At 69.1% G+C, this 13,363-nt stretch carries 10 protein-coding genes; 6 read left to right on the top strand and 4 right to left on the bottom strand.

What is annotated here, in order from left to right; all coding sequences use genetic code 11:
* Positions 1 to 44: 44 nt before the first annotated feature.
* The 3 genes from ACG00X_RS11785 to bufA2 form a co-directional block, all read right to left on the bottom strand.
* Positions 45 to 824, bottom strand: a complete 780-nt coding sequence (locus ACG00X_RS11785; protein ID WP_394488374.1) for an HvfC/BufC family peptide modification chaperone — start codon at positions 822 to 824, stop codon at positions 45 to 47.
* Positions 821 to 1,648, bottom strand: a complete 828-nt coding sequence (gene bufB, locus ACG00X_RS11780) for an MNIO family bufferin maturase (protein ID WP_394488373.1) — start codon at positions 1,646 to 1,648, stop codon at positions 821 to 823. The genes ACG00X_RS11785 and bufB overlap by 4 nt, the downstream gene beginning before the upstream one ends.
* A 256-nt stretch (positions 1,649 to 1,904) precedes the next feature.
* Positions 1,905 to 2,159, bottom strand: coding sequence for a BufA2 family periplasmic bufferin-type metallophore (bufA2, locus tag ACG00X_RS11775; protein ID WP_394488372.1), 255 nt, complete (start codon positions 2,157 to 2,159; stop codon positions 1,905 to 1,907).
* A 230-nt stretch (positions 2,160 to 2,389) separates the two neighbouring features.
* Here bufA2 and ACG00X_RS11770 point away from each other — a divergent pair, with 230 nt between their 5' ends.
* From ACG00X_RS11770 to ACG00X_RS11745, 6 genes are all read left to right on the top strand, one after another.
* Positions 2,390 to 3,271: an N-acetylmuramic acid 6-phosphate etherase gene (locus ACG00X_RS11770; protein WP_394488371.1), complete on the top strand. Its 882-nt coding sequence runs from the start codon at positions 2,390 to 2,392 to the stop codon at positions 3,269 to 3,271.
* Entirely contained in the window at positions 3,268 to 4,542 is a 1,275-nt protein-coding gene (locus ACG00X_RS11765; protein WP_394488370.1) for an MFS transporter, read from the top strand. The genes ACG00X_RS11770 and ACG00X_RS11765 overlap by 4 nt, the downstream gene beginning before the upstream one ends.
* Positions 4,543 to 4,615: 73 nt before the next feature.
* Positions 4,616 to 8,647, top strand: a complete 4,032-nt coding sequence (locus ACG00X_RS11760; RefSeq protein WP_394488369.1) for an NACHT domain-containing protein — start codon at positions 4,616 to 4,618, stop codon at positions 8,645 to 8,647.
* On the top strand, positions 8,644 to 9,942 hold the full coding sequence (locus ACG00X_RS11755) for a glycoside hydrolase family 10-like protein (RefSeq protein WP_394488368.1): 1,299 nt from the start codon (positions 8,644 to 8,646) through the stop codon (positions 9,940 to 9,942). The genes ACG00X_RS11760 and ACG00X_RS11755 overlap by 4 nt, the downstream gene beginning before the upstream one ends.
* Before the next feature lie 96 nt (positions 9,943 to 10,038).
* Positions 10,039 to 11,301 (top strand): glycerophosphodiester phosphodiesterase family protein, encoded by a 1,263-nt coding sequence (locus ACG00X_RS11750; protein ID WP_394488367.1) that lies wholly within the window; start codon positions 10,039 to 10,041, stop codon positions 11,299 to 11,301.
* 255 nt (positions 11,302 to 11,556) lie between these two features.
* Positions 11,557 to 12,873 (top strand): MFS transporter, encoded by a 1,317-nt coding sequence (locus tag ACG00X_RS11745; protein ID WP_394488366.1) that lies wholly within the window; start codon positions 11,557 to 11,559, stop codon positions 12,871 to 12,873.
* An 81-nt stretch (positions 12,874 to 12,954) separates the two neighbouring features.
* Here ACG00X_RS11745 and ACG00X_RS11740 read toward each other — a convergent pair whose 3' ends face one another.
* Positions 12,955 to 13,350 (bottom strand): MAPEG family protein, encoded by a 396-nt coding sequence (locus ACG00X_RS11740; protein ID WP_394488365.1) that lies wholly within the window; start codon positions 13,348 to 13,350, stop codon positions 12,955 to 12,957.
* Positions 13,351 to 13,363 lie beyond the last annotated feature (13 nt).

Raw genomic sequence — 13,363 nt, 5'->3', positions numbered from 1 at the left:
ACCCGCAGGATAGCCAAGCCGCCAATCCCCGACGAACGCGTCGGTCAAGCGGTGCGTAACAGCCCGTCGGCCAGCCAGCGCTGCAGCGCCCCGATGACGGCCGGCGCGGCGGCGTCCAGGTCGCCCAGCTCGGCGGCGGCGCGCTCGCACAGCAGCGCGAACGGCGCTTCGGCGGCGACGGCGCCCAGCAGCGCGGCCTCCAGCGGCGCCAGCGAGCGCCAGCGCGTCTCGCCGGCCTGGCGCCAGGCCAGCAGCGCATGCTCGTGCGGCGCAGGCTCGGGCAGCTCGGGCTGGTCGTCACCCGATTCGGGCGCCCACTCGCGCAGCAGCCGCCAGGCCGGCTCGATGGCATGGCCCAGGCGCACGCGGCGTACGCTGGGGTGCAGGTGCAGCACGAGGCCGGCCCAGTCGTCCGGGCCCAGCGCGGCCAGCGTGGCGGGCTGCAGCAACGGCGCCTCGGCGGCATCGAAGGCACCGCGCAACGCCCAGTCCATCGCGGCGAAGTCGACGAGGCTGGCATGGGGCACGAGGTCGTCACCGGCCTGAGCCATGAACTCGGCCAGCGCGTGGCCGAACCAGCGGATGGACGGGTGGCGGCTGGGCCGCGCGGCGATGTAGGCCTGGGCCAGCGCGTCGAACGCGTCGTCGCCCAGCGCCCGGGCCAGCACGGTGTAGTTGTCGGCCAGCGCCTCGGCCAGTCGCGCACGGTAGGCATGGCGGTAGACGGCCAGGCCGGTCGCGAATTCACCTGCCAGCAGGCCGCTGGCATCGGCGTCGTCGCGGATGGCCGCCGCGAGCCGGCGCTGCTGTTCGATCACGCTCATGCCTGCGCCTCGCGCGCCAGCCGCCGCGCGACGTTCAGCTCGGCCAGCAGGCTTTCAAGCGGCGGGATGTGGTCGTCGCGCTCGATCATCGTGGGCACGGCGCCGAAGCGGCGCACCGCATGCTCGTAGAGCTGCCAGACCTCGTCGCGCACCGGGTGGTCGTGCGTGTCGATGACGATGTCGCCACGGTCCTCGTGGCCGGCCAGGTGGATCTGCACGACGGGCTCGATGGGAAGCGCGTCGAGATAGGCGAGCGGGTCGAACCCATGGTTGCGGCCCGAGACGTAGACGTTGTTGACGTCCAGCAGCAGCCGCGCGCCGGTGGCCTTCAGCAGCTGCGCGATGAAGTCCCACTCGGTCATCTCGTCGGCCGCGAAGCGCACATAGCTGGAGACGTTCTCCAGCACCAGCGGCCGGCCCAGCGCGTCCTGCACCTGGGCGATGCGCCGCGCCACGTGATCCAGCGCCGCACGCGTCAGCGGCACGGGCAGCAGGTCGTGCAGCTGGCTGTGCGCGTCGGCGCTCCAGCACAGGTGGTCGGACACCCAGCCGGGTTCGAGCCGGTCGGCCAGGCCTTTGAGCTCGCGCAGATAGGCCAGGTCCAGCGGCTCCGGGCCGGCGACGGACAGCGACACGCCGTGCATGACGACGGGATAGTCCGCGCGGATGCGCTCCAGATGCGCCAGCGGCGGGCCACCGGGCACGAGGTAGTTCTCGGAAATGATCTCCAGCCAGTCGGGCCGCTGGTCGGCATCCACGCCCGCCTCGAAGGCGGCGTAATGCTCGACGCGCAACCCGAGGCCGAAGCCTGAAATCTTGGTCATGCGTAACGAGGAAAGACGGCGCGACGCCACAGGCGCGCGCCTCATCCAGTAGCAGCCGTGGAACTGGCTTTGGCTTCGGCATCACATCGCTGCGCGATATGAGCATTCACCGAAGCGCCAGCGCTTTGCCAGGCCACTGGCTGCTGCCAAGGCCAGAGGCCTTGTCCTTCGCCAGGCACAAACAGTCCTCAGGACTGTTTGTGTCCGGTCTCAGCCCCCTTGAGGGGGAGACGCGTCAAGCGTCTCGGGGGTGGTCTTATTTCTCCACCGTGCCGCCGGCCTTGGTGCACTCTTCGGCGCTCTTCTTGCTGACCCAGCCCTGGCCCTTGCAGCCGTTCTGGCCCTTGCAGCCGCTCTTGGCCGTCTTGCATTCAGACGTGCCCTTGCAGCTGTTCACGCCCGAGCACTTGACCATGCCGTCGGCAGCGACCGCCGCCGTGGGCACGGCTGTTGCGAACAACGCGGCCGCAGCAGCGGCCAGGCCCAGGCCGGTCTTGAGGGATGCATTCATGGGGATCTCCAGAAAAAGGAAAGTGGTTGGGATCGGGTTCACCACAGGTCGAGCCGGCGAACGCGGCATCGACTTGCCAGCCTGTGTCGGGCGTGCAGCCCACTTCCTTACAGCTGGCCGGAAGATTGTGATGACCTGCCGTTATGGCCGCAATGCCGCCCTGCATTCGTCAGCGCCAGGCGCGGGGCGCTAGAGTGCTGCGGCTTGAGCGCCCCACTCCCACGTTCTCCATGTTGAACACCGAAACCCCCAGCACGCGGCACGCCGATCTGGACACCTACGCCACGCCGGCCCTGCTGGACGCCTTCATCGACGACCAGACCGCTGCCGTTGCCGCCGTCAAGGCCGCTGCGCCGCAACTGGCCGCCGCCGTGGACGCCGCGCTGCCGCGCATCCGCGCCGGTGGCCGGCTGCTGTATGCCGGCGCCGGCACCTCCGGGCGACTGGGCGTGCTGGACAGCGTGGAGCTCTACCCGACCTTCTCATGGCCACGCGAGCGGGCGGTGGCCGTCATCGCCGGCGGGCAGGGCGCGATGTTCGTCGCCGTCGAGGGCGCCGAAGACGACCGCGCGCAGGGCGCCGCCGACCTCGCCGCGTTGAACCCCGGCCCCAACGACGTGGCGCTGCTGCTGGCCGCCTCGGGCGGCACGCCCTATGTGCTGGGCGCCATCGAGGCGGCGCGTGCCGCCGGCGCGCTGGCCATCGGCATCGCCAACAACCCCGGTGCGCCGGTCGCGCAGCAGGCCGACATCGGCGTCATCCTCGACACCGGCCCCGAGGTCATCTCCGGCAGCACGCGGCTGAAGGCCGGCACGGCGCAGAAGATCGCGCTGAACACCTTCTCGTCGGCGCTGATGGTCAGGCTCAACAAGGTCTACGGCAACCTGATGGTGGACCTCAAGGCCACCAACGCCAAGCTCGTCAAGCGCGCGCTGGCGCTGACGGTGCGCGCCAGCGGCGCCACTGAAGCGGACGCCCAGGCCGCACTCGCGCAGTGCGACCACCACGTGAAGACGGCGCTGGTCATGCTCAAGCGCGGCCTGGGTGCGAGCGAGGCGCGCGCGCTGCTGGCGGCCGCCGAGGGCAGCGTCAGCCGCGCGCTGTCTGCATGACCACTCGCTCGCCTTGGGGCTGGGTGCCCTCGCTTTACTTCGCGCAGGGCCTGCCCTATGTGACGGTGATGTCGCTGTCGGTGGTGCTCTACAAGAACCTCGGCATCTCCAACACCGACATCGCGCTCTACACGAGCTGGCTCAACCTGCCCTGGGTCATCAAGCCGCTGTGGTCGCCGCTGGCGGAGCTGTTCGGCACCAAGCGCGCGTGGATCGCGGTGCTGCAGTTCTTCATCGGTGCGGCACTGGCGGGCGTGGCGCTGACGATCCCGACGGACCGGGTCTTCCAGCTGTCGGTGGCCGTGTTGTGGCTGATGGCGTTCGCATCGGCCTCGCACGACATCGCGGCCGACGGCTTCTACATGCTGGCGCTGCCGCAACACAGCCAGGCTGCCTTCGTCGGCGTGCGCTCCACGTTCTACCGGCTGGCCAACATCGCGGGCCAGGGCGGGCTGATCTACCTCGCCGGTGAGTTGACCGAGCGCACGGGCTCGGCCGTCACGGCGTGGGGCTGGGTGTTCTGGGCGCTGGCCACGCTGTTCACGCTGCTGGCCACCTGGCATGCGCTGTGGCTGCCGCGACCGGCGTCGGACGTGCGCGGCCCCGGGTTCACCGCGGCTCGCGGCCTGGTGGTCGAGTTCTTCGCCGTGTTCGCAAGCTTCTTCAGGAAGCCCGGCATCGCCGTCATCCTCGGCTTCCTGCTGCTGTACCGCTTCCCCGAAGCGCAGCTGCTGAAGCTGGCGTCGCCCTTCCTGCTCGACGCGGTCGACCAAGGAGGCCTGGGTCTGTCCACCAAGGCCGTGGGCCTGGCCTACGGCATCGTCGGCATCGCAGCGCTGACGCTGGGCGGCCTCGTCGGCGGCTGGGTCATCTCCCGCGTCGGTCTCAAGCGCGCGCTGTGGCCGCTGGTGGCGGCCATGCACCTGCCCAACGTCGCCTTCCTGCTGCTGGCGCTGACGCACCCGACCGACCTCATCGTCATCAGCGCCGCGCTGGCCGTGGAGCAGTTCGGCTATGGCCTCGGGTTCACGGCCTACCTGATGTTCATGATCCACGTCGCCGATGGCCCGCAGAAGACCTCGCACTACGCCATCTGCACCGGCTTCATGGCGCTGGGCATGATGATTCCCGGCATGTGGAGCGGCTGGCTGCAGGACCACATCGGCTACGTACCCTTCTTCGCGTGGGTGCTCATCGCCACGCTGCCCAGCGTGGCGATGGCGGCGCTGATCCAGATCCCCGACGGCTTCGGCAGGAAGGACGTTGCGTGAAAGCTCATAGCGTGACGCTCACAGCGATGCTGCACGCGGAGTCACGACGATGCGCAGCGGCGGAGCGTACTGTGTGAAGCAGAGCATCTCACGCCAAGTGCTGCGCCAGACCGCCGAGAGGCGGCAGGACGTTGCGCCGCTGACGGACTTTCGCGCAAGCCCTGCCTTCGTGCTACTCGGTGACCCGGGTGCTGGCAAGACCTGGAGCTTTGAGTCCGAGGCCGCTGAGTGCGGCGGGCATTACCTGCGGGCCTCAGCCATCGAAGACGGCGAGGCACCCGTCACGGCTACCGACATCGTCTTCATCGATGGCCTGGACGAAATTCGTGCTGGCACCACCGGCACGAGCGATGCGCTGACGCGGGTCATCCGCTGGCTGCGAGAGAGCAACCTACCCCGATTGCGCCTGTCCTGCCGCGAGGCCGACTGGCGCGGTGCGGCTGATGCGCAACGCGTGAGCACCCTGTATCCAGACCTCGTCGAGCTTCATCTTCAGCCGCTCGCCCGCGACGAGATGGAGACGCTGCTGGCGCTGTGGCGTGGACTAGTACCTGACCCGCAGAGGTTCCTGGACGACGCCGAGCGAGCCGGCATGTTGCCGCTGTTCGGCAACCCCTTCCTGCTCAATCTCACCGCCCAGGCAGTCTCCGCTCGTGGCGGCGAGTTCCCGGCCACACGCTTCGAGGTCTACGAGGACGCCTGCGCTGCCCTCGTCAAGGAACACAACCCCGAGCATCCGCTCGGCAGTCAGACCGAAGTCCTCCTTCGGGACGCCGGTCTGCTCTGCACCCTGCATCTGCTGGCTGGGTGCAAGCTGTCTGTACTGCCCCGCTCCGGCACCCTTGACCTGCGCGACCTGCCTCCCGAGTTGCTAGACCTCACCGACGCCCAGCTCGCGCTGCGCAGCAAGGTCTTCACCCAGGCGGCCGAACCCATCCACCGCAGCATCGCCGAGTTCCTGGCCGCCCGGAGCATCGCCCGGCGCATCACCCGGCAAGGCCTTCCGCTGGAGCGCGTGCTGGCCCTACTGCTCGGCGCTGATGGCCGCCCTGTCGAGGCTTTGCGTGGCCTGCTGGCTTGGCTCGTCTGCCACCTGCCCCACGACAGCCGCCACGCGCTGCTGCACATCGACCCACTGGGCTTCGTGCTCAACGCCGACCCCGCGCGGCTATCGACGGACGAGACCCGCAGGCTCTGGCAGGCGCTGGCCGAGCGTGCCGAGGAGAACCCCTGGTTCCGCGCCGGGCAGTGGGTAAGCCATCCGTTCGGGCCACTGGCCTCCGAGGGCACCCGCGAGTTGCTGGCCGAGTTCCTGGCCTCGCCCCGGCGAGATCAGCCCTACCAGGCCTTTCTCACCTGCGTGTGCGATGCCTTGCAGCATGCGCATCCCCTTTCAGGCATTGCGGGCGCGCTCAAGCCCTGGGTCCAGGACCGCGCGCTGAATTTTGACCTGCGGGACGCGGCCTACGAGGCCTGGAAGCAGCAAAGCCCGCCGACCGAACACAAAGCACAGTTGCGCCGCTGGTTGGATGCAGCCAAACCCGAGCCACAGGACGCCATGCTGCGAACCTGGCTGCGCGAGGCGTATCCGAGCACTGTGCCGGTCGATGAGGTGTTCGACTACTTCGAGCCGCGCGACATCGAAGGCCGCCATTGGGGCGTCGACGGCTACTTCTGGCACAGCCTGCTGCTGCGCCAAACGCCTCGCGATCAGCTTGCAAGCCTGGCGGATGCCTGGACCCGGCGCTCACCTGACGGCCTGGGGCACGACCTGGGCTTTGACGCACGGCATATGGTCAACGAGCTGCTGCCGGCCGTGCTGGACGTGGCCGGGGACGGTGCCGATGACGATCGGCTCTGGCGTTGGCTGGGCATGGGCCTGGACAAGCATGGTTTCCCTAAGCTCGAAGCCGCCGCGCAGCAGGCAGTCGGCGCATGGCTGGGCGCCCGCCCGCAGCGTATGAAGGCCATCGTCCGCCTTGGCTTTGAGCGGGTGCTGCCGGACGTCCACGGGCACCGCCATTTCTGGGAAGCCGACAACCGGCTCTATGCAGCGGCACGGCCCAAGGACTGGCTGTTTTGGCGTCTGGAGGTCGCAGCACAGGCCGACGACACCGAATTGGCCCGACGGCTTTTCTACGATGTGGCCCACTGCGTGACCGACCCACCGGCCGGCTTGGACGTGCCGACGCTGGAAATGCTGGAGAGCTGTGTCGCTCAATACGGGCCGCGCCATCCTGACGCGGAGAAATGGTTAGAGAACGCATTCAGTCTTCCGTTGGATGACTGGACCGGAGAGCAGCATCGTTGGCAACTCCGCCACGAAGCCCAAGAACGCGAACTTCGTCTGCAACGACGCGAACATCTGACCAATGCGTTGGCGTCACTGGCTGAAGACAAGCCCTGGCCCGGCTTGCTCCATCGGGTCGCCCACGCGTACCAAGGTCACTATGGCGACATTACCGGGGACACCGGCCTGGCACGCGTCCAAAGCGCCCTGGGCTGCTCCGAAACTGAAGCCCAGGCCGCGCTGGACGCCGTCCACGCCTCGCTGTGGCGTGACGACGTTCCCACCTGGCAGGAAGTCCTCAGCGCAGCCGCTGAGGGCAAGCCCCACTACATCCGTGAGGCCTTGCTGATGGCCGCTGAGCACGCTCGGCAGACCCAGCCCCTGGCGATGCAAACCTGGAGCGAAGCACTGTTGCAGACGCTGGCCGCCTGCTGGACAAGCTATGGGGCTGGCGAAACGCCTTCATGGTTTTCCCACCTGTGTGCGTCCCGAGCGGAGTTGATTGCCCCTGTCGTCATCGCTCAGGCCCAGCAAGCCTTGCGACGTAAAACCTCGGACGCACAGCCAACGCTTTGGCACTTGAAGGAACATCCGGCCCTCGCCCGACAGGTACTCCCCGCACTGCTGCGAGCCTTGCCGGCGCGCCTGGAAGAGGCCCACCGCAACACCCTGAACACCGCGCTGCTGGCCGCCTTGCCCCTATTGGATGCCGACGAAGCCCAGGCCCTGCTCGCCGAACGCCTGGCCCGCAAAGGGCTGGATAGCGTGCAACGCCTGGCCTTGCTGCTGGCCCAACTCCCCTACGACTCGCAGGCGCTCGCGGCGGTGGCCGACTTCGTCGGCGCGAACAGGCAACGCCGCATCGCGCTGGGCCAGGCCCTGCGCGAACAAGGCGTGCTGGCCCGCCTCCCCGAGGCGCGACTCTCGACCGCCCTCGGCCTTTTCGTTGAAGTGCTGGGCGCCATCACCACACCCGAACCCGACTGGCCAGGCGGCATCGTGACCGAGGCGCACGAACGCGAACGCCAGGTGAGCCATCTCATCAACCTGCTCGCTGCCCAGGGCTCGGACCAAGCCCGCGCCGAACTCGCCCGCCTGCTGACGCTTCCCGACCTGCGCCCCTGGGAGCAGCACCTGCGCCACGCCCTGCAGGCCCAGCGCGGCGCATGGCGCGAGGCCCGCTTCAAGGCACCTGACGTTCTGGCCGTCGCGCTCACCCTAGCCCATCTGGCACCCGCCCATCCGGCAGACCTGCGCGCCCTGGTCGCAGCCCATCTGCACGGCCTGGAGCGCGAATTGCGCTATGGCGATGTGATGACGCTAGAGCATTTCTGGAACGACAACGGCGAGCCGCGCGACGAGAACAGCTGCAGCGCTCGCCTGCATGAAAAGCTGAAGCCTCTGTTGGCGCCCCAGCAGGTTGGCCTTGAACTCGAAGCCTGGGCCGCTGGCGGCAAGCGGGTGGACTTGCGCGCCAGCCGCCTGGTGCCGGGGCTCGCAGCCATCAGCCTGCCTATCGAGGTCAAAAAGGACTGCCACCAGGAGGTTTGGACGGCCTGGCGCGATCAGCTGAAACGCCTCTACACCGGCGACCCCGAAACCGCCGGCCAGGGCATTTACCTCGTGCTCTGGTTCGGCCGCGACACCACCAAAACGCCCGCTCGCCGCCGCTTGTCCACCAGCGCCGCCGAGATGCGCGACTGGCTGCGCGAGCGCATCCCGCCCGAAGACCGCGACAGCATCCGGGTCGAAGTGTTGGACCTCAGCTGGCGAGACGAAATCAAGGGACCGGGCAAGATCAAGCGCTCCTCATGAAAAGCGATCCCAAGTTGCACACCCTGTCTCGCCGCCAAACGCTGGCACTTGCCGCCGCGCCGCTGCTGGCCGCCTGCGGCAGCACGCCGCCCGCGCCACCGGCGCCCGAGGCTGCTGCCGAGCCGGCAGCCGCAGCGTCAGCCCCCGAGGCCGCCGCCAAGCCCCCCGCCCCACCGCCCCGCGAATGGCGCGCCGCCTGGGTCGCCACCGTTGCCAACATCGACTGGCCCAGCCGCAAAGGCCTCTCCGCCGACGCCCAGCAGGCCGAGATCCGCAGCCTTTGCGACGTGGCCCAGCGCACCGGCCTGAACGCGCTGATCCTGCAGGTGCGCCCTGCAGCCGACGCGATCTACGCGTCCGCGCTCGAACCCTGGAGCGAGGTGCTGACCGGCACGCAAGGCCAGCATCCGGGCTACGACCCGTTGGCCGTGTGGCTGGCCGAAGCGAAGCTGCGCGGGCTGGAGCTGCACGCCTGGATCAACCCCTACCGCGCCCGCCACAGCACGGCCAAGTCGACGGCGGCGGCCTCGCACGTCAGCCGCACCCATGCCGACTGGGTGCGGCGTTATGGCGATCAGCTCTGGATCGACCCCGGCGAGCCCGCCGCCGCCGAGCACACGCTGGCCGTCGTGCGCGACCTGCTGAGCCACTACGCCGTCGACGGCATCCACATCGACGACTACTTCTACCCCTACCCCGTCACTGCAGGGGCCCAGGACACGGCGAAGAACGAGGTCGACTTCCCCGACGAGGCGACGTGGCAGAAGTACGCCGCTGCCGGTGGCACGCTGGCGCGCGCCGACTGGCGCCGCGACAACGTCAACCGGCTCGTGCAGCAGCTCTATGCGACGGCCCACCAGGCCCGCCCCGGCACGCGTGTGGGCATCAGCCCCTTCGGCCTGCCCCGGCCCGAGCTGCGGCCCGCCGGCATCACCGGCTTCAGCCAGTACGACAAGCTCTACGCCGACGTGGAGCTGTGGCTGCGCGAGGGCTGGCTGGACTATCTCGCGCCGCAGCTCTACTGGCCACGCGCGCAGGCTCCGCAGGCCTTCGACGTGCTGCTGCAAACATGGGCCGCGCTGAACCCGCTGGACCGCCCCATCCACCCGGGGCTGTTCACGAGCCGCATCGACGCCAGCCCGCAGAGCTGGCACCCCGACGAGATCCTGGGCCAGATCGCCAGCATCCGCCGGCTCACACCCGGCAGCGGCCACATCCATTTCTCGATGGCCGCGCTGGCGCAGAACCGCAAGGGCATTGCCGACGCGCTGCGCAGGGGGCCTTACGCCGACTGACCAGCGCCCCCTAACTTCTCGACCAGCAGCCTGGCTGTCACGCTGGCTTCATCGCAACTGCCTAGCGTGCGCGCTCCACACTCACGGAGCCCTCCCATGCGCCGCCTCCTCACCCGCCTGGCCCTGACCGCGCTGGCCGCTGCCGGCCTTCCCGCCTGCGCCCATGACTTCGATCACCACGGCCGCAGCCCGATCGCCAGCGTGCAGCTGGGCCCCCGGCCCTTCTTTCTCGTCGGCGAGATGGCCGACGGCCCGCTGAAGCAGCGGCTGCAGCATTGCGCCGCCACGCGCGAGAGCTACCGGCCGACGCTGTTCTCCATCGGCCACCGCGGCGCGGCGCTGCAGTTCCCCGAGCACACGAAGGAAAGCTACGAGGCCGCCGCGCGCATGGGCGCCGGCATCGTGGAGTGCGACGTGACCTTCACGAAGGACAAGGAGCTGGTCTGCCGCCACGCGCAGAACGATCTGCACACGACGACCAACATCCTCGCCACGCCGCTGGCGGCCAAGTGCGTCAAGCCCTTCACGCCGGCGGTGCTGGACGCGGCCGGCACGCTGGTCACGCCGGCTGCCGCCGAGTGCCGCACCAGTGAGCTGACGCTGGCCGAGTTCAAGACGCTGCGCGGCAAGATGGACGCCTCCAACCCGCGCGGGCGCACGGTGGCCGAGTACATGGGCGGCACGCCCACCTTCCGCACCGACCTGTACGCCGGCCCCACCAGCGGCACGCTGCTGACGCTGAAGGAGGCCATCGCCCTCTTCAAGAAGCTGGGCGTGAAGATGACGCCCGAACTGAAGTCGCCCAGCGTGGCCATGCCGTTCGAGGGCTTCACACAGGCCGCCTACGCGCAAAAGATGATCGACGAGCACAAGGCCGCCGGCGTGCCGGCGCGCGACGTGTGGGCGCAGAGCTTCGACCTCAACGACGTCCTGTACTGGGTGAAGAACGAGCCCGCGTTCGGCCGGCAGGCCGTCTTTCTCGACGACGCCAACGTGCCGGCCGACGTGCCGACGCTGGAGCAGCTGCGCGCCTACCGTGCCCAGGGCGTGCGCATCGTCGCGCCGCCGCTGTGGCAGCTGCTGACGGCAGACAGCAGCGGCAACATCCTGCCCTCGGCCTACGCGCGCAACGCCCGCGCGGCGGGGCTGGACATCATCACCTGGTCGCTGGAGCGCAGCGGCATCCTGGCCGACGGCAACAACGGCTCCTACTACCAGAGCTTCGACAGCGCCGTGACCCGCGAGGGCGACGTGCTGCGCGCGCTGGACGTGCTGGCGCAGGACATCGGCGTTATCGGCGTGTTCTCGGACTGGCCGGCCACGGTCAGCTTCTACGCCAACTGCACCGGCATGAAATAGGCCACCCCGGCGGCTTGGCCGGCCTCTGCGAGGCGGCGCCGCCCACCCAGAGCGGGGTGAGGCAACCCCCGATAGGGTACGCACGGTTTCACGCCTAGCATCGCGGCACGTCAGTGGGGTGGGTGTCGTCACCCGCCCCACGAGCGCGCCCGAGGAGACAAGCTCACCACGAGGTGACAACGTTGTCCACGCCTGCCGGCAACGGCCGGCGCGGGCGACACCGGGCCCACAAGAATTTCACCCGGTTCCACCGCCATGAGCATCACCGCCACCCGCATCCGCAACCCCTGGGCCTGGGTGCCCTCGTCCTACCTGTCCGAGGGCATCCCGTTCGCGCTGATCATCTGGGTCGCCGGCACGATGCTGAAGGACCTCGGCCATTCCGACGGCGAGATCACGCTGGCCACGGCCAGCATCGGCATCGCGTGGTCGCTCAAGCCGTTGTGGGCCGCCTTCCTCGACATGTTCAAGACGAAGAAGTTCTTCGTGCTGTGGATGGAGGTCGTCATGGCGGCGCTGCTGTGCGCCATCGCCGTCTCGCTGCCGCTGCCCAACTACTTCCAGATCACCATCGCCGTGCTGTGGGTCATGGCGTTCTGCTCGGCCACGCAGGACATCTGCGTGGACGGCATCTACATCACGTCACTCGACGAGAAGGGCCAGGCCCGGTACATCGGCGTGCAGGGCGTGTTCTGGAACGTCGGCCGGCTGTTCGGCACGGCCCTCATCGTCTGGGTGGCCGGCTCGCTCAAGGAAGACCACCACCTCAGCACCACGGCGGCCTGGAGCTGGGCGCTGTTCCTGTCGGCCGGCACACTGGCGGCGCTGGCGGTGTATCACTGGTTCGTGCTGCCCTCCGGCAGCGTCGGCGACCGGCCGGCCAGTGCCGGCGCCGCCTTCCGCACGTTCTGGGACGCCATCGTCGACTTCTTCAAGAAGGACAGCATCTGGGGCATGCTGCTGTTCGTCTTCCTGTACCGCAGCTCGGAGGGCCTGCTGCTGCAGGAGGGGCCGCTGTTCCTGCAAGCCTCGCCCGAGCTGGGCGGCGTGGGCCTGTCGCTGAAGGACAAGGGCCTCATCGACGGCACCATCGCCACCGGCGTGAGCCTGGCGGCGGGGCTGCTGGGCGGCGCCTTCATGGCGAAGTTCGGGCTGAACCGCCGCACGCTGGTGTTCATGGCGCTGTGCCTGAACATCCCGCACGTCTGCTTCGTCGTGCTGTCGCAGCTGGCAGGCCCGGGGCACACGCTGTCGTTCTGGACGGTGGCCAGCCTCGTGACGCTGGAGAAGTTCGGCTACAGCTTCGGCTTCGTCGCCAACATGCTCTACATGATGCAGCAGATCTCGCCGGGGCGTTATCACATGACGCACTACGCGTTCGCGAACTCCATCATGAACCTGACGCTGGTGCCCACGCAGATGGCCTCGGGCCCGCTGGCCGACTTCCTCGGCTACAAGGCCTACTTCATCGTCGTCATGGTCGCAGCCATCCCGTCGGTGCTGGGCGCCGTGATCGCGCCCTTCCCCCGCAAGGTGGACGGCAGCCCGGCCGTGGGCGCCGGGCGCCACTAGGCGCAACGCGCTGCCGTCGCTCGGGCAGCGGCGAGCATTGGCAACGACGAGAGCGGGCTTGCTGAATGGCGCCCCGCCCGGTCAGCCCAGCAGCAGCGCGACGCACAGCGCCGGCCCGCACAGATAGGTACCAAACGCGCCCACTGCGCGCAGCGGGTGGGGCTTGGCCAGCGTGGGCGACAGCAGCATGCCGGCCACGAAGGCGTAGCGCGACACGGTGGCCGCCAGCATCGTCCAGCCCACCCAGGCGGCCTGGCTGTGCTGGCCGGCCAGCCAGATCAGCAGCGCCAGGAAGGCCGCGTACTCGGCCGTGTTGCCGTGCGCGCGAACGGCTTTGGTCAGCGCATGGGCCGGGTCGTTGGCGCCGGCATGCAGCGTCCAGAAGCGCGCGCGCGTCACGCTGACGAAAAAGCCGCTCACGAACAGCAGCAGGCCGAGGGCGGCGACGCAGGGAATGGCGAGTTGGGCTGGTTGCATGGTGAGGGCGCGA

The organism is Pelomonas nitida, assembly GCF_043555975.1.
Classification (GTDB): domain Bacteria; phylum Pseudomonadota; class Gammaproteobacteria; order Burkholderiales; family Burkholderiaceae_C; genus Pelomonas; species Pelomonas nitida.
The sequence above is the reverse complement of the archived record's forward strand: the minus strand, read 5'-3'. Positions and strand labels throughout refer to the sequence as shown.

Bases quoted from the DNA above. Each gene is read 5' to 3' on its own strand.
- ACG00X_RS11785 (WP_394488374.1), bottom strand. From the start codon at position 824: ATGAGCGTGATCGAACAGCAGCGCCGGCTCGCGGCGGCCATCCGCGAC.
- bufB (WP_394488373.1), bottom strand. From the start codon at position 1,648: ATGACCAAGATTTCAGGCTTCGGCCTCGGGTTGCGCGTCGAGCATTAC.
- bufA2 (WP_394488372.1), bottom strand. From the start codon at position 2,159: ATGAATGCATCCCTCAAGACCGGCCTGGGCCTGGCCGCTGCTGCGGCC.
- ACG00X_RS11770 (WP_394488371.1), top strand. From the start codon at position 2,390: ATGTTGAACACCGAAACCCCCAGCACGCGGCACGCCGATCTGGACACC.
- ACG00X_RS11765 (WP_394488370.1), top strand. From the start codon at position 3,268: ATGACCACTCGCTCGCCTTGGGGCTGGGTGCCCTCGCTTTACTTCGCG.
- ACG00X_RS11755 (WP_394488368.1), top strand. From the start codon at position 8,644: ATGAAAAGCGATCCCAAGTTGCACACCCTGTCTCGCCGCCAAACGCTG.
- ACG00X_RS11750 (WP_394488367.1), top strand. From the start codon at position 10,039: ATGCGCCGCCTCCTCACCCGCCTGGCCCTGACCGCGCTGGCCGCTGCC.
- ACG00X_RS11745 (WP_394488366.1), top strand. From the start codon at position 11,557: ATGAGCATCACCGCCACCCGCATCCGCAACCCCTGGGCCTGGGTGCCC.
- ACG00X_RS11740 (WP_394488365.1), bottom strand. From the start codon at position 13,350: ATGCAACCAGCCCAACTCGCCATTCCCTGCGTCGCCGCCCTCGGCCTG.